At 39.4% G+C, this 16278-nt stretch carries 14 protein-coding genes; 7 read left to right on the forward strand and 7 right to left on the reverse strand.

The features are described from left to right. Nucleotides 1-2 precede the first annotated feature (2 nt). From AC5JMK_RS19315 to AC5JMK_RS19335, 5 genes are all read right to left on the reverse strand, one after another. A complete protein-coding gene (locus AC5JMK_RS19315; RefSeq protein WP_495910822.1) occupies nt 3-629 on the reverse strand; it encodes an aminotransferase class I/II-fold pyridoxal phosphate-dependent enzyme in 627 nt (208 codons plus the stop codon). 68 nt (nt 630-697) lie between these two features. Further along, nucleotides 698-1141, reverse strand: a complete 444-nt coding sequence (locus AC5JMK_RS19320; RefSeq protein WP_096675431.1) for a hypothetical protein — start codon at nt 1139-1141, stop codon at nt 698-700. A gap of 380 nt (nt 1142-1521) precedes the next feature. Continuing rightward, a complete protein-coding gene (gene prmA, locus AC5JMK_RS19325; protein ID WP_495910823.1) occupies nt 1522-2442 on the reverse strand; it encodes a 50S ribosomal protein L11 methyltransferase in 921 nt (306 codons plus the stop codon). A 204-nt stretch (nt 2443-2646) separates the two neighbouring features. Next, nucleotides 2647-4227 (reverse strand): phosphoglycerate dehydrogenase, encoded by a 1581-nt coding sequence (serA, locus tag AC5JMK_RS19330; protein ID WP_495910824.1) that lies wholly within the window; start codon nt 4225-4227, stop codon nt 2647-2649. A 614-nt stretch (nt 4228-4841) separates the two neighbouring features. After that, nucleotides 4842-4970 carry a hypothetical protein gene (locus AC5JMK_RS19335; RefSeq protein WP_495910825.1) on the reverse strand — a complete coding sequence of 43 codons (129 nt, stop codon included), beginning with the start codon at nt 4968-4970 and terminating at the stop codon, nt 4842-4844. Between the two features lie 19 nt (nt 4971-4989). On the opposite strand from AC5JMK_RS19335, the gene AC5JMK_RS19340 reads away from it, so the two are divergent. Together AC5JMK_RS19340 and AC5JMK_RS19345 are read left to right on the forward strand one after the other, a co-directional pair. Further along, nucleotides 4990-6747: a C2 family cysteine protease gene (locus tag AC5JMK_RS19340; protein ID WP_495910826.1), complete on the forward strand. Its 1758-nt coding sequence runs from the start codon at nt 4990-4992 to the stop codon at nt 6745-6747. Between the two features lie 290 nt (nt 6748-7037). Beyond that, nucleotides 7038-8930: a S8 family serine peptidase gene (locus tag AC5JMK_RS19345; RefSeq protein WP_096675435.1), complete on the forward strand. Its 1893-nt coding sequence runs from the start codon at nt 7038-7040 to the stop codon at nt 8928-8930. On the opposite strand, the gene AC5JMK_RS19350 is transcribed toward AC5JMK_RS19345, so the two are convergent. Both AC5JMK_RS19350 and uvrB read right to left on the reverse strand, forming a co-directional pair. Beyond that, the gene (locus tag AC5JMK_RS19350; RefSeq protein WP_495910827.1) at nt 8889-9191 is read right to left on the reverse strand and encodes a hypothetical protein; all 303 of its coding nucleotides are present in this window, start codon (nt 9189-9191) and stop codon (nt 8889-8891) included. The two genes, AC5JMK_RS19345 and AC5JMK_RS19350, sit on opposite strands and share 42 nt — an antisense overlap. A 400-nt stretch (nt 9192-9591) precedes the next feature. After that, entirely contained in the window at nt 9592-11589 is a 1998-nt protein-coding gene (uvrB, locus tag AC5JMK_RS19355; RefSeq protein WP_096675437.1) for an excinuclease ABC subunit UvrB, read from the reverse strand. A gap of 426 nt (nt 11590-12015) precedes the next feature. Between uvrB and AC5JMK_RS19360 the strand changes: the two genes are divergently transcribed. From AC5JMK_RS19360 to AC5JMK_RS19380, 5 genes are all read left to right on the forward strand, one after another. Further along, nucleotides 12016-12474 carry a hypothetical protein gene (locus tag AC5JMK_RS19360; RefSeq protein WP_096675438.1) on the forward strand — a complete coding sequence of 153 codons (459 nt, stop codon included), beginning with the start codon at nt 12016-12018 and terminating at the stop codon, nt 12472-12474. 548 nt (nt 12475-13022) lie between these two features. Further along, on the forward strand, nt 13023-13205 hold the full coding sequence (locus AC5JMK_RS19365; RefSeq protein WP_096675439.1) for a CsbD family protein: 183 nt from the start codon (nt 13023-13025) through the stop codon (nt 13203-13205). Between the two features lie 311 nt (nt 13206-13516). Then, nucleotides 13517-14896: a nicotinate phosphoribosyltransferase gene (locus tag AC5JMK_RS19370; protein WP_495910828.1), complete on the forward strand. Its 1380-nt coding sequence runs from the start codon at nt 13517-13519 to the stop codon at nt 14894-14896. Nucleotides 14897-14941: 45 nt separating this feature from the next. After that, nucleotides 14942-15541, forward strand: a complete 600-nt coding sequence (locus AC5JMK_RS19375) for a nicotinate-nucleotide adenylyltransferase (protein ID WP_495910829.1) — start codon at nt 14942-14944, stop codon at nt 15539-15541. After that, nucleotides 15502-16248: an NUDIX hydrolase gene (locus AC5JMK_RS19380; RefSeq protein WP_495910830.1), complete on the forward strand. Its 747-nt coding sequence runs from the start codon at nt 15502-15504 to the stop codon at nt 16246-16248. Before AC5JMK_RS19375 ends, AC5JMK_RS19380 begins: the two co-directional genes overlap by 40 nt. The last annotated feature ends 30 nt before the right edge of the window (nt 16249-16278 follow it).

Genomic DNA, 16278 nt, shown 5'->3' on the forward strand with positions numbered 1-16278 from the left:
TTTTACTGAATTCGGCTTTTTATTATACCCAATTTAAATGCTGAACAGCTTACTGTCCCTGTAGGGTTATTGGGAAAGCATAAATAAATCAGGTCTACGTTTTCCTTTGGTGGGTTTGGTACAAAATTATTGGTCTCATCACAAGGCAAATAAATTAGTGGACGACCTGCCAGTAAAGTTCCCTCAATGAAGGAAGGATAAACTGGGTTAGGAATGGCAACTTTGCTATTTTCAGCGAACAGTTCTTGTATATTAACCGAAGTAGATTGAGCACCATCACTGATAAAAACGTCTTCTAGATCGATTTCAACACCTAGCTTCTCTCCATAGTAATCGGTGCAAATGGCTTGCCTTAGATTTGGATTTCCAATGATGTCTTCATATCCAGTGTAAGTTTTGGGATTACTTAAACGATGGGCTGAATCGATTAAGGCTTTTTCCACTGTCGGAGTTAAAGGCTGAGTCGTGTTACCAAATGCCATCAAGAAAAACTTGTGTTGGGGATATTCAGCTTGATAAGCCTCTACTTTCCTCCACACTTGCTTTTGAACAAACTGAGTATAGGTTTCGCGCTCTTTAAATTGACTAAGTTTGGAATTTTTACCAGCCATTGTCTTAACAAATACCACAGGTTTTTACAGAAAGTCGGCGACAGAAAAGCCCACTCCTTCCAAGGGTAGGATGAATATGATATGACTTATCTGCGAACTCGTTCTACATGCCTGCGATAAATATACCAAGGACCTGTATCGGCATTCTCCTGACCGCCACATGTAATTGGGGTTTGGAACGTTACTTCCCAGTAAGCACTGGGGTACTCAATATTACCGAAGAACTTTGAATTAAAATCATTTTCTCTGATTGGTTGCATACCTGTCGGAGGGCGAATAGATGAGACGAGAAATTCTTGACTTCGCCCAACATAACACCTTTCGCTATCTAAATAGATATCAGGTGCTTGCTTATACCAGTTAATCTCCCTCTTAAAATACGTGCCTTTAGGTGCAGTAATCCTCAAATAAACCCTAGAATTAGTTTGAGAATAAGCAGTGTCGGAGATCATCGCACTTGATATTCCACATACTAAACCTAAATACAAAAATACTCTTGGTAAATAGAACCTAGCGCTACTAATACTCATAACTGGAAATGATAGGATTACTGAGGTCAGATCGGCAATATAGTAAACATCTTATACTGTAAATTTAAGATTGACACCGCCCAAAGATGTAACGCCATGAAGCGGTGGTGTTGAAACTGACGTCAGACACTTCAGCTATAGCACTTCTCACTCGATTGCAATACAGTCGGAACCCCACCCCGGCTTTGCTGACGCAAAACCTCCCCTAAGCGCTTGCGCTTAGGGGATTAAGGGGTGGGGTACGTATTGGACACAACCGAGAACTGCTATATAGTCTCTATACCTAAAGGTGATAACTTTTTTTAGGTTGTTGTAGTGCTGCTTCTTTGTGTTGGCGTTCCTGTTCGGCGCGTTGGTGTTCTTTTTATCGGACGTGATGTTTAAGAACGCCGCACGTTTAAACAACACCATTCTTTGCGTTTCCACAGAGTAGCAACCACCCATCCATGTTTTTCTAAAGTATCAGCAACGGCTTTCGATTGTTCGACTAAAATACCACTGAAGATTCCCCAAGTGCTGGGTTTGGCGATCGCACTCATTTGGGGAACCAGTTCAATAATTACTTCTGCTAGTATGTTACATATTATACCGTCAAATGGTGCGTTGATGAGTTTTGCCACAATATCTACACTACCTTGTGCCACAACTAAGCGTTCGGCATCAATATCGTTCATCAACAGATTTTCTTGAGTTGATTGCACCGCTAAGGGGTCAGTATCTACCGCGTAGACTTGCTTGGCTCCTAGTAGTAATGCCCCAATAGAAAGGATACCAGAGCCACAACCAATATCAGCAATTACCGTATCTTTTATCTGCTCTTTTTCTGTAACAAAAGCAGCAGGGGCTTGGGAAAATCGCATTTCCAAGGATTCCAGACACAACTGAGTTGTAGCATGGTTCCCTGTACCAAAAGCCATACCAGGATCGAGACGGATAATTAAGCGATCGCTCTTTTCTGGAACCGGATACCAAGCAGGATTAATTAAGAAGCGATCGCCTATTTCTTGCGGTAGCCAGTATTGTTTCCAGCTACTTGCCCAATCTTGTTCGTCAATGAACTGCCAATTTATAGTAGGTTCACTAACTTCCATACACAAAGCGTCTTGACGCAACCACATTGATAGTGCTGCTAAATCCAAAAGTTGTGCTTGAAAGATCGGCAAATAACCCCTAATCAGACTGTGATTTCCCTTTTTTTCGCTTGCTGTACCGCGACAGCCAAAATTTCCCAGTCGCCAAAAGACACTATCTTCTAGTTCTGGTTCACAAATAATTTGTAATTCCCACCAAGTGTTAGCCATGAATTTATTGGGGATTGGGGATTCTCCAGAGGAGACGCACTCGCGTTCGGGGATTAGGGATTGGGGATCGAGGATTGGGGATCGGCGATTGGGAAGAGACTTAAATAATTCTCCCTTGTCCTCCTTGTCCTCCTTGTCTCTATTCCCCGATCCCCGTTCGCGTAAGCGTCTCCGTAAGGAGAATCCCTGATCTCTATTCCCTGATCAAAGTGTTACAGTATACGCATCTCGAATTCCAGGTACTTTGGTAATCTCGGTCAAAATGCCATCGGGTAAGGGATCATCAAGACTGAGAACCATCACCGCATCACCGCGAACGATTTTCCGGCCTACCTGCATACTGGCAATATTGACATTAAAGCTGCCTAGTAGGGAACCAAGTTTACCAATGATTCCTGGCATATCCCGGTGTACAGTAAACAGCATGTGATGGCTGGGGGGAACGTTGATTGGGAAACCGTCGAGGTTTGTGAGGCGAATTTCTCTGTCACCTAACAAAGCGCCTGTGACAGCATGAGTACCCAAAGAGCCTGTGGCTTCTAAATGTATTGAACCAGCATAGTCTTTGATTGATGCATCTCGTGTTTCAATCACGCGGATTCCACGTTCTTTAGCTTCGATGCTGGCGTTAACGTAGTTTACCCGTTCTCGCAGTGCTTGGAATAGAAGTCCCTTGAGGGATGCGACTACCAACGGCTGACTTTTGTTGGTTGCTAGTTCACCTTGCAGGCTAACGTTGAGTAATTCTACTCTACCGCCTGCTAGTTGTCCGACAAGATTACCCAAGGTTTCGGCTAGTTGCATGTAGGGTTTGAGTTCTTCTAAAACATCTGGCCCTAATCCTGGAATATTTACTGCCGATCGCGCTGGTAATCCTAACAATACATCCCGGATTTGTTCAGCAACATCAATAGCCACATTCACTTGCGCCTCTGTTGTGGAAGCACCCAAGTGTGGAGTCAAGATGACTTCTTTACCCAAAGTTCTTAAACTTGATTCTCCCAGTGGTTCTGAATCGAATACATCGAGGGCTGCACCTGCAACTTTACCTTCTTTAATAGCAGTTGCGAGAGCTTCTTCATCAATGATGCCACCACGAGCGCAGTTAATAATTCTGGTGGTGGGTTTCATTTTTGCCAACAAATTGGCATTAATTAAATGAGTGGTTTCTGGAGTTTTGGGGATATGTAGGGTAATATAATCTGCCTGCTGCACTAATAAATCCATATCCACTAGTTGACAACCAAGCTGTTCAGCTCGTTCTGTGGAAATAAACGGATCATAAGCAAGCAATTTCATTCCCATTGCTTTAGCAACAGCAGCAACATGGGAACCAATTTTACCCAAACCGACAATCCCGATAGTTTTTTTGTAGACTTCAGCACCAACGAAGGTTTTGCGATCCCATTCGCCGCGTTTTACAGAAGCGTTTGCATCGGGAATATGACGAGACAAAGACAACATCATCGCCACTGCGTGTTCAGCAGCAGCGATTGTGTTTCCTTCTGGAGAGTTAACTACCACAATTCCTTGACGAGTCGCAGCAGCAACATCCACGTTATCTACACCGACGCCAGCGCGGCCAATAATTTTTAGCTGTGTCCCAGCTTCGATGATTTCTTTGGTGACGCGGGTTCCAGAACGAATCATCAGTGCATCGTATTCACCAATGATTTGTACTAACTCTTCTGCTTTTAAGCCTGTTTTGACATCAACAGTAGCGACTTGGGATAAGATGTCGATCCCTGCTTGGTCAATTGGATCGGAGACGAGAACCTTAGACATGATGGTTGGTTTTAAGCTAGAGGTAATGCGATCGCTGGAATATTAAGTTTAATGTTTATGTGTACCAGTTGAGCCAACAATACAAACAACGTTGATTTAGCAGTCCAGCTACACTTCTGCTTCAGCTTCCCTACTTTGCTTTTTGAGACTTGAGAGTAAACTTGACTTGCCTCTAACCCCATAAGTTTAAGTAGAGATGCAGAGATATATGTCAGACTCTCTCGCTAAATATAAACCATCAATGGTGCAAATACCTATATATTTATTAAATATTCCAAAAGTAGAGACGTGAAAAACAAGAACCCCAATTTTGCAAGAGTTGTCGAGGTTATTTGTCTACTACCTAACAAATTAATCGAAATTAATCTATCATTTTATCTATTTCCAGACCAGTAACATCACTAACTAATACTACTTGGTTAAGGTTTTTAGTACATAAAATTGGTATGTAGAGACGCGAAATTACCCTGTGGAATCTTGCTACGCGTCTCTACAAAAAATTGTGGGCTTAACACCAAGCGTATTGATGTATAGACCGTAAGTTTGCTGTCTATACTAACAATAGCATTACTGAATAATTCACTTTATCAAGTTTTAAAATATACGTATTTTTTCTATACCTGTTTTACTTCCATCGACAGCAGCATAGAGATACGGCTGTTAAATTCTGGTAAGTCATCAAAACCAAAACCCTTATTATTGAGGGTTTTGGTTTTCCTTGATGCCAAAATTATTAATTTCACGATTTCTAAATATACAGTTATGCCAGCAGATTTCGCAGGTAACAATTTAAATAATTCTCGAAATTTGAATGTTAATTATATCAACCAAAACTTTAGAGATTGGGTAGGAAAGAGTGATAAAAACGATTACTACAGTTTCAATCTCAGTAATCGTAGTAGCTTGAACTTAGTTGTAGATGGTTTGTCGGCTGATGCTAATTTACAACTGCTAAATAGTAGTGGTTATGTGATTTCAGCTTCTTATAATAGTAAAAAAAAGACAGAGTCCATCAGTGCAAATTTAGATGCTGGTAGCTACTATATTCGGGTTTACCGAGTCAATAAGAAGAAAAGTACTTACTACAACTTAAAACTTTCTGGCAACGAAGCGCCACAATCATTACAATTAAGCACTAGTAAAACCACTTATCAACAAAGCGAAACAGTTAATCTGAAAAACACCAGTATCTTTGATGGTAATGGTGCAGGTGACTTAGCGCGAGTAGCTTTTAGGTTGCAAAAAAATGGTGGTGAATGGCAAGATATCGGCGATACAGTGAATTTTATCGCCAATAGTAACGATAACCGCTACGCCAGTTTTGAATACAGTTTATCTGGTCTTGGTGTTGGCGACTATGTATTATCAGCAAAAGCCTACGATCAATCAGGTGCTAGTACAGACACTATACAAAACAGTTTTGGTATTGTACCTGTTTCCACTCAAGACTGGTTTGACTTGAATATTCAAGATGCAGGTATACGTGAAGCTGCAAGACAGCGCTTTACAGATAATGTCCTTGACCGCAACGATATGATTGCTATTTTTCGAGAAGCAAAAGATAGCAGTTTTGTTGATAGTAGCGAATTAACAGATTTGCGTACATTAGTTAATAATTCTTCTTTGTTCAGAATGCCAGATTATGTACGTGTTTTATCGAACAAAGTAGTTAATTCTGATCTTGCTAATCAAAGTTATCAAGGAAGTGTGCTAGGTAGTTTGTATGCAGGTAGCAGTGATATTCAACTTGAGAACTTAATTAGCAAGTGGTTTTTGGGTAGCGATCGCCCCACAAGTTCCTACAATTATCAATATGCTAATGGTTCTTTGTTTCAAAATGGCATTACTTATCAAGATATTAAACAAGGTAGTATTAATGACTGCTTTTTCCTCACAGGTTTAGCAGCAACTGCTTTTCGTTCACGTAGCATGATTGAGAATATGTTTATTGACAACGGTGATCAAACTTTCACCGTGCGTTTTTACAATTATGGAATTGCTGATTATGTGACGGTAGATAGATATTTACCTACCAATCAAGAAGGATATTTTGTTTACGGAAATAAAGGTAATTACTACGGAAATTTTGATAACGAGTTATGGCTAGCTTTGGCTGAGAAAGCTTACGCTCAACTTAACGAATCTGGGTGGATTTATCAAGATAATACCAATTCTTATAATGGCATTGGTAATGGTGGTTACGTCAGTGATGCACTCACAAATATCACAGGATTAAACACTTCTCTCGCCAATCTACTTAATTTTAACTCAATAGTGAATGCTTTCAATTCTAGGCAAATGATTGGTTTGAGTACAAAATCAGCAGTGATTGATGCAAATATTATTGCTAGTCATGCTTATGCATTAGTAGGTTACAATTCTTCAACTCAAATCTTTACACTATTTAATCCGTGGGGTATCGATAACGGCACTTCTAAACCGAGTATTATCGAATTGTCTTGGAATCAAATTGAAGCAAACTTTAGTTATTGGGATGGGACAACTAATAATATTGTTTAAAAAATAAGAAAATCAAGCATCAATCAAAAATTGTAGAGACGTTGCAGTGCAACGTCTTTTTATATTGGATAGGAAACCAACGATTTTTTATTTATACCCAAGCGATCGCTACATCATTTGAGTTGTGCAATATACAAAATTATTGTTTATATTTGCATTTCTTGAATTATCAAATCCAAACAAACTCATTTGTAAAACAATTAGCATTTTCGAGGATGATTATATAGTAATTATTGGCAAAGAGGGAGATAGTTTAATGCCATAAATCTTTTTAAAAGGAGAAAATACTTATGCCCAATCAAAGTAATAGTCAAAACTTGTTTGATGAACACGGGCTAAATATTACTCCTAAATACTCAGCAGATGATTTCAGTTCTCAAGATGATTATTATTTGCATTACAGTAATCGTAGTAGCTTTCAAACAACTGAAAATACTCTAGAATCAGATGTTAGTGATCAGCGACGAAAAAATAGTAAATCAAAAAATTCCGCATCATCTCAAGCAACCGCAGTAGACTTAGTAATACAAAATGCATTTGCTCCTAGTGTGGCAAATGCAGGTAGCACTATTCAAGTTTCTTATCAAGTAAAAAATAAAGGTAAAAATAGTGCTGGATTTAACTATACAGATTTTTATATTTCTAAAGACAAAAATATTAGTAGCGATGACTCTCTTTTAGGTTGGAACTGGCTTGGTAGTCTTGGATCTGGTAGTTCTACTTCTCAATCTCAAAATGTGAGTATAGATAGTAATCTTGCGCCCGGAAACTACTACATATTATACAGAGCCGATGCTTTAGATAATGTACTAGAAATTAGTAATACAAATAACGTTTTAGCACGGGAAATTACTATTACCAACACAGCAAGTGGAGGATATAATTCTACTTCTGGTTATGGCTTAATTAATGCTTCCGCAGCAGTGGCTAAAGCTACCAATCAAAATACCTTTGCTGATGTTCCTGACTTGGGTGGAAACAACTGGGGAGCTGATTTGGTAAAAGCACCAGAAACTTGGGCGCAGGGATATACAGGTAAAGGCGTGGTTGTGGCTGTTTTAGATACCGGAGTAGACTACAATCACCAAGACTTGAGTTCTAATATTTGGACAAATAGCAAAGAAATTGCTGGTAACGGCAAAGATGATGATGGCAATGGTTATATTGATGATTACTACGGTTGGAATTTTGACGGCAACAACAACAGTACTTTAGATGTCTATGGTCATGGTACTCACGTCTCTGGTACTATTGCTGGAGTGAACAATGGCTATGGTGTCACTGGTATTGCCTATGATTCTAAGATTATGCCAGTGAAAGTTTTAGATGACGAAGGCTCAGGTTCTAATAGTACGATCGCTAGTGGAATTTACTACGCTGTAGATAATGGTGCTGATGTAATTAACTTGAGTTTGGGTGGTGGACGTTTTAACGATACACTGCAAAAAGCAATTGAATATGCTAGCAACAAAGGTGTTATTGTGGTTATGGCAGCTGGTAACGATGGTGGTTCACAACCAGCCTATCCTGCTCGTTATGCAGACAAATATGGAATTGCGGTTGGTGCGGTAGATCAAAATAAAAATATTGCAGACTTCTCTAACCGTGCGGGAGCAAATCAACTTACTTACGTCACAGCACCCGGAGTCAATGTCTATTCTACACTTCCAGGTAACGAGTATGCCTTGTATAGTGGCACATCAATGGCAGCTCCCCATGTCGCGGGTGTAGTTGCTTTGATGCTGAGTGCTAACCCCAACCTAAGTGATGCTCAAATACGTCAAATCCTAGCAGAAACATCAGGAAATACCACAACGCAAGCTGCAAACTATAGCGAGAGTAGTACTTCTATAACTGAAAACAAAACTCATAGCTTAAGTTATGACACTAACATGAGTGCTATTTCTAGTTTTGATAATATTACTTCTACTTGGAGTCGTAGCTATATAAATAGGGATATTGTTACTTCTGCTAGTAATCCCAATTCCACAAATGAGAATCATAACAATACCTTGCCAAACTCATCTGCATGGACGCAATTTTGGCATGACTACAAGAACAGTGTAATTGGTGATAACAGCACTAGCACAAGTAATTATAATGATTCGGAAACAGAAAGCATAATTGAAAAACGTAAAGTTTTACCAGATAATTTGTCTGCGTCTATTATTAATATCACCTGAGCAACAAGATCCCCGACTTTTTGAAGAAGTCGGGGATCTGGCTTTGTCAATAGAAGATGTTGTTAAATAACTTGTGCAGACGGCTGCATTCACAATGTAGGTCGATGCATTCACAATGTAAGTCGATACATTCATAATGTAAGCCGATGCATTCACAATGTAAGCCGATGCATTCACAATGTAAGCCGATGCATTCACAATGTAAGCCGATGCATTCACAATGTAAGCTGATGCATTCACAATGTAAGCCGATGCATTCACTTAATGCCAGGATAATTGCTGAGGGTTGTCATCCCGCCCAGAACTAAAGTTCCGGGCTAATAGCTTAAGTCCACTTAAGTGGACTGAAATATGTAGTTTAGTCTATTAGTTCATATCTTGCATCAGCTTTTCATTCCGCCAATAAATAAATTTATTGGCTAATAGCTAAAGTCAGATAAATCTGACTAGGACGGTGTTTGAGTCCGTTTTAACTGACTTATGCTATTAGCCTCACCAATTACTTCTGAGGCGGGATATGGGGTTTGTGCAAGATATCAGTTAGTCTACTTCAGTAGAATTTAGCTATCAGCCTTGGAATTTCATTCCAAGGCGGTTTAGTAGCAAAGCGGGGATTTAGTCAGATGTAGAGAATAAAAGTGCAGTGTTCAAAATTTCTAACTTAACGTCCCACCAATTTATCTCGCAGATGCTTAATCTTATCCCGTAACTTCGCCGCCTCCTCAAATTCTAGTTTCTTCGCCGCTTCTTTCATTTGTGCTTCCAGTTGTGTGATCAACTGTGGAATATTTTCTAACGGTAGTTCATTTATATGTTGATCAACTGTTTCTATTTCTTGAGAATTTAATCTTCGAGAAACTTCCAAAAAAGACAAGATTGCATTACTAGATTTCTTCACGATTGGCTGCGGTGTAATTCCGTGCATCTTGTTATGTGCCATTTGAATACCCCGACGGCGTTCGGTTTCATCAATGGCTTTAATCATGCTATCGGTGAGATTATCTGCATACATAATCGCTTGTCCTCGAACGTGACGTGCTGCTCTCCCGATAGTTTGAATTAAGGAACGTTCTGCACGTAAAAAACCTTCTTTGTCTGCATCTAAAATTGCAACTAGAGAAACTTCTGGTAAATCCAAACCTTCCCGTAACAAGTTGACACCAACCAACACATCAAAATTAGCGTCGCGCAAGTTTTGGATAATTTCTATTCTTTCAATCGAGTTAATTTCAGAGTGCAAATACCGCACCCGAATACTATTTTCTTGCAGATAATCGGTTAAATCTTCTGCCATGCGTTTAGTTAAAGTCGTAATTAAGACTCGTTCATTACGGTCTACGCGGTCTTTAATTTCACCCAATAAATCATCAATTTGTCCTTCTGTAGGACGCACAATAATTTCTGGATCAAGAACGCCAGTTGGTCGAATTATTTGCTCGGCTATATGTCCCTCGGAAATTTCTAATTCCCAATTTCCTGGCGTCGCAGAAACAAAAACACACTGGTTAACTTTTGACCAAAATTCTTCTGCTTTTAAAGGTCGGTTATCCGCAGCGCTAGGTAAGCGAAAACCATGCTCAATCAAGACTTTTTTTCTAGCTTGATCGCCATTATACATACCCCGAATTTGAGGTACGGTAACGTGAGATTCATCAATAACTAACAACCAATCTTTGGGGAAATAATCAATTAAACATTCTGGTGGTTCACCAGCTTGTCTTCCTGCAAGGTGACGAGAATAGTTTTCCACACCGTTGGAATAACCGACTTCGCGCAACATTTCCAAATCATAGCGGGTACGCTGATCTATTCTTTGCGCTTCGAGTAATTTCCCGGCTGATTCTAACTCTGCTTTACGTTCTTTTAATTCTTGAGCGATCGCATCACATGCTTCTTCTAATCTTTCTTCTGGTGTCACAAAGTGACGCGCAGGATAGAGGTTCACTGCTTGTAAACTCTGGAGAATTTCACCCGTCACCGGATCAACGTAACGAATGGCGTCAACTTCATCACCGAAGAACTCGATGCGAATAATCCGATCTTCGTATGCTGGGCCAATTTCGAGGACATCACCCCGGACGCGAAACCGTCCCCGTCCCATTTCTATATCATTACGGCTATATTGAACTGAGGCTAAATCTCGCAAAATTTGTCTTTGATTAACTTCCATTCCTACTTGAAAGGGAATCGCAGCTTTGAGATATTCTGAGGGAATTCCCAAACCATAGATACAGCTAATCGACGCAACAACGATCACATCACGACGTTCAAAGAGCGATCGCGTTGCTGAGTGTCGCAACATATCTATCTCATCGTTGATAGAGGCTGTTTTTTCAATATAAGTATCGGTAACAGGAATGTACGCTTCTGGTTGATAATAGTCGTAGTAACTAACAAAGTACTCAACTGCGTTGTTAGGAAAGAATTCTCGCAACTCATTACAAAGCTGTGCTGCGAGGGTTTTATTGTGCGCCAGTACCAATGTCGGTTTACCGACCTTTTCAATCACTGATGCGACTGTAAATGTCTTCCCGGTTCCGGTTGCGCCTAGTAATGTCTGATAATGATTGTGATTTTGGATACTACTAACTAGCTGTGCGATCGCTTGTGGCTGATCGCCGGTTGGACTGAAGGGTGCTTGAAGACAAAATTTTGTCATGCAGTGTTGCTCTAAATACCCTAAATACCTATCTCATAGTAGCGAATAGAGACCGGCGATTGGGGGGACAAGGGGGACAAGGGGGACAAGGAAGATAAAGAAATACAAGAGAAAAATAACTAATGTCCTAATACCATTTCCATATGAAGATGCATAGAAAGAACCCCACCGCCTTCGGCACCTCCCCTTGGTAAGGGGAGGTTGGGAGGGGTTAAAATAATGTGCAGCTTCATATTTAATTGGTATAACACCGATTCCTGATCTCCTATCCCCTATCCCTAACCTATTGATTTTTACTTATGTGTAGTTTTTAAACAACCTTATAGATATACAATATTTTTTAAAGTTAAACTGAGATATATAGAAAAAACTTCACTTAGGTTGAATTTTTGTAAAAAATCCTTAACAATCTAGAGGTATTAGTTTATGGCTGTCAGCAGCAATGGTAAGGCAGTAAGTCCTAGCCAAAAGCGTGCCAAATTAAAGGGGGAAACTACAATGGAAGTTGAAAATAATAAACTTGAAAACTCAAATACAGAGCAAGCAAACTCGTCCGATAAATTAGAAGTAACTGATACACTTGCCATTGCTGGAACACGTCCCATTGCTGCTAGCGATTTGCAAGTAGCAGAAACAGTCTCGATTGCTGGTATACGTCCCATTGGCACAAGTAGCTTGGAAGTTGTAGAAACAATTAACATTATGGGTTTGCGTCCCATTGGCGCAAACACAATGCATGTAGTTGATACAATGAATTTGTCTGGAATTCGTCCTATTGCTTCTAGTTCTTTGATAGTTTCTGAAACCTATTCTGTAATGGGTAATCGTCCAGTAGCATCAAATACTGTTGATGATTCCGAATTTTTGATGGGTTATCTGGATTAGTGAAAAGAAGAATTAAATATAATTTAATTTATTAACCCGGTTTACTGAAAAGCCGGGTTTTTTATAGAAATCCGGTTTGGTTTATAAATTTAATCGTGAACACAGGGAACAGGGAACAGAAAGTTTACCTAGCTTCGCAAAAATCAAATAAGATTCCTATATAGCATTTCTAAATCATTAGCCCTTTGGGCAGGCTGCGCCAACATGAACAACAAGATCCCTGACTTCTTTTGTGAAGTCAGGGATCTTGTTTTCTCAATATTCACAACTCATTTATGATTGCTATATATGAAATTATTTTAGTTATTAGTTATTAGTTGTTAGTTTTTAGTTGATCCCTGATATTTATTTGTTGATACTCAAATAAGAAATAATATAACCAATATATTTGTCCTCTCTCTTTCTATAGAGTAACTAATATGTCTGTGGAAAGAAGGCTAAAGCCAAAATTATAGGTTAATTTGTAAACATCAAAGCTAAACAAATCAAACTTGTTCATCGATTTACGGTAACTTTGAAAATAAAGCTTATATAAAGGGGACTGATTTATGAGTTTAGAAGATAGGGCAAAAGCTACAGCTAAAAATGTAGAAGGCAAAGCTCAAGAAGCATTGGGAAATGTAACTGGAGATCCAGAAGATAAAGCAGAAGGTAAAACAAAGCAAGCAGAAAGCGAAGTACGTCACTCTGTAGAAGACGTCAAAGACAATATCAAGAAAAAGATTGACTAATCTCAAGTTCATAGCAGCAAAAATAAATTTATTCATTAGTTGCTGAGTAGAAAACTAATGAATAAAATACAGAATCAGCCGTCTTCCCTTGTGGAGGCGGCTTTACATATTTAAAATTCTATAAATTTTTAGCTAATGTACTAATTACAACTATTACAAAAAGTTAAATTATTAGCAATAAATATATTATTGTTTCTCTTAAAACCTTTAATTCCTAAGTTTTTGGAAAATCTATGTCTAGTTATTGACATTATTTATGGTGAAAACTACCATAAAATAAATAAGCATCCTAAAAAAAGGGGGGCGATCGCATGACGTGTTACCCAGGGGTATTGAACCAGGAATTAATTCCGCGTGCAGAAGATTACAGCCTACTGACAGACCTTTATCAGCTGACAATGGCAGCTTGTTACGCTGGTGAAGGCGTAGAACAACAACGGGCAAGCTTTGAGTTATCTGTTAGAAAATTACCAGAGGATTTTGGCTATTTAATCGCCATGGGGCTAGCTCAGGCGTTGGAATATTTAGAAAAATTTTGCTTTACTTCCACTCATATAGAAGCTTTGCGTTCGACGGGAATTTTTGCTCATGCACCACAACGCTTTTGGTCACTGCTAGAATCAGGAAGTTTTAGCGGGGATGTATGGGCAGTACCAGAAGGTACAGCAGTGTTTGCCAATCAACCACTTTTACGGGTAGAAGCACCTTTATGGCAAGCACAACTGGTGGAAACTTATCTACTTAATACCCTCAACTACCAGACATTAATTGCCACACGGGCTGCTAGAATGCGTGATGTTGCAGGTGAACGAGCAAATTTGCTGGAATTTGGTACCCGACGAGCGTTTAGTCCCCAAGGCGCGTTGTGGGCAGCAAGGGCAGCATTAGCAGCTGGTTTTGATGCTACATCAAATGTGTTGACAGCGCTACAACTGGGCGAGAAGCCAAGTGGTACGATGGCGCACGCTTTGATAATGGCACTAACAGCAACCGAAGGTAGCGAGGATCAAGCTTTCGCTGCATTTCAAGAATATTTTCCAGGTGCAACCTTGTTAATTGATACTTACGATACCATTGCTGCTGCTGAACGATTAGCTCTTAAAATCAACTCTGGAAAAATGAAATTGAATGGTGTGAGATTAGACTCTGGTGATTTAGTAGGATTATCAAAAAAAGTGCGATCGCTTCTACCAGGTGTATCAATAGTTGCGAGTGGTGACTTAGATGAGCAAGAAATTCTATCTTTAAAAAATGCAGGTGCTGAGATTGATAGCTATGGCGTGGGAACCAAACTCGTAACAGGAAAACCTGTAAATGGAGTCTATAAATTAGTAGAAATTAATGGCATTCCGGTAATGAAAGAATCGAGTGGTAAGATGACTTATCCGGGACGCAAACAAGTTTTTCGTTCTTCCGTAGCAGGTAAAGTGAAAATAGATTGTTTGGGATTAGCAGATGAAACTAATTTGGGAGAACTACCTTTATTGCAACTATTCATGCAAGCAGGAAAACGGATGCAATCACCAGAAAACTTAGCAACAATTCGTCACCGTACCGCCGCCTCCGTAGCAAGTTTACCCGAACAAACTCGATATTTAGAAAATCCCATATCAATACAAATGATATTATCTGAAAAATTACATAGATTGACAGAAGAAACCAAGAAAAAACCAGCATTGGTTAGTGGTTAGTAATCAATAAGCAATTACCAATTATCAATTACCAATTACCAAAAAATGAAAATAGCTTTATTTGGAACTAGTGCTGATCCACCAACGGCTGGACATCAAGCGATTATTAAATGGTTGTCACAGCATTATGATCGTGTAGTCATTTGGGCGGCTGATAATCCTTTTAAATCGCATCAAACACTTTTGCAGCATCGGGTAGCAATGTTACATCTACTCATAAATGATATATATTTACCACACCATAATATTAGTCTGGAACAAGAACTCAGCAGTTTCAGAACCTTAGAAACTTTGGATAAAGCCAAACAGCGTTGGGGAACAGAAACAGAATTTACTTTGGTGATAGGTTCAGATTTACTTTCTCAACTACCACGCTGGTATCGAGTTGAAGATTTATTACACCAAGTCCAACTTTTGGTTATACCACGACCGGGATATATCATAGATCAATCCAATTTACAGGCAGTGGAAGATCTCGGAGCAAAAATAGCGATCGCTGAGTTACATGCTCCAGATGTATCCTCTACAGCTTATCGTAACAGTGGAGATTCCGAAGCTCTCACGCCCCCTGTAATTGACTATATTAATCAACAGCATTTGTACAAATGCCAGGACGCATCCAGAAAAAGCTTGCAGATACGCTAAATCAACAACCTTTGGCTGATTTCAAAGTTGGTGTTGACAATGTAATTTTTTCAGTAGATACTGCTCAAAATCGACTCCTAGTACTATTAATCATGCGACAACAGGAACCCTATGTAAATTATTGGGGTCTTCCAGGTACTTTAGTACGTCGAGGCGAATCGTTAGAAGACGCAGCCTATCGCATTCTAGCTGAAAAAATCAAGGTCAAGAATCTTTATTTAGAGCAATTATATAGTTTTGGTGGACCTAGCCGTGACCCAAGAGAAGCAACTGATAGTTATGGGGTGCGTTATCTCAGTGTCAGTTACTTTGCTTTAGTGCGATATGAAGAAGCCGAATTAATTGCTGACAAAGTTGCTGGTATCGCTTGGTATCCAGTCAAACGAGTCCCACAATTAGCCTTTGACCATAATGAAATTTTGGCATACGGACACAGACGTTTAAAAAATAAATTGGAGTACAGTCCGGTCGCTTTTGAAGTTTTGCCAGAAACCTTTACTTTAAATGATTTATATCAGTTGTATACTACCGTTTTAGGAGAGAATTTTTCCGATTATTCTAATTTTCGGGCGCGTTTACTCAAGTTAGGCTTTTTATGTGATACAGGGATTAAAGTATCGCGAGGTGCAGGGCGTCCAGCTAGTTTATATCGATTTGATGCAGAAGCATTTGCCCCTTTTAAGGATAAACCATTGGTTTTTATTTAAGGCAGAAGGTTTAATTTTTGACTTCTAAAC

The organism is Pelatocladus sp. (assembly GCF_059505505.1).

What these genes read in the sequence shown, in the direction of transcription:
- serA (WP_495910824.1), bottom strand. Translation starts at nt 4,227, where the DNA reads ATGTCTAAGGTTCTCGTCTCCGATCCAATTGACCAAGCAGGGATCGAC.
- AC5JMK_RS19345 (WP_096675435.1), top strand. Translation starts at nt 7,038, where the DNA reads ATGCCCAATCAAAGTAATAGTCAAAACTTGTTTGATGAACACGGGCTA.
- AC5JMK_RS19365 (WP_096675439.1), top strand. Translation starts at nt 13,023, where the DNA reads ATGAGTTTAGAAGATAGGGCAAAAGCTACAGCTAAAAATGTAGAAGGC.
- AC5JMK_RS19375 (WP_495910829.1), top strand. Translation starts at nt 14,942, where the DNA reads ATGAAAATAGCTTTATTTGGAACTAGTGCTGATCCACCAACGGCTGGA.
- AC5JMK_RS19380 (WP_495910830.1), top strand. Translation starts at nt 15,502, where the DNA reads ATGCCAGGACGCATCCAGAAAAAGCTTGCAGATACGCTAAATCAACAA.
- AC5JMK_RS19320 (WP_096675431.1), bottom strand. Translation starts at nt 1,141, where the DNA reads ATGAGTATTAGTAGCGCTAGGTTCTATTTACCAAGAGTATTTTTGTAT.
- AC5JMK_RS19360 (WP_096675438.1), top strand. Translation starts at nt 12,016, where the DNA reads ATGGCTGTCAGCAGCAATGGTAAGGCAGTAAGTCCTAGCCAAAAGCGT.
- AC5JMK_RS19370 (WP_495910828.1), top strand. Translation starts at nt 13,517, where the DNA reads ATGACGTGTTACCCAGGGGTATTGAACCAGGAATTAATTCCGCGTGCA.
- prmA (WP_495910823.1), bottom strand. Translation starts at nt 2,442, where the DNA reads ATGGCTAACACTTGGTGGGAATTACAAATTATTTGTGAACCAGAACTA.
- AC5JMK_RS19340 (WP_495910826.1), top strand. Translation starts at nt 4,990, where the DNA reads ATGCCAGCAGATTTCGCAGGTAACAATTTAAATAATTCTCGAAATTTG.
- uvrB (WP_096675437.1), bottom strand. Translation starts at nt 11,589, where the DNA reads ATGACAAAATTTTGTCTTCAAGCACCCTTCAGTCCAACCGGCGATCAG.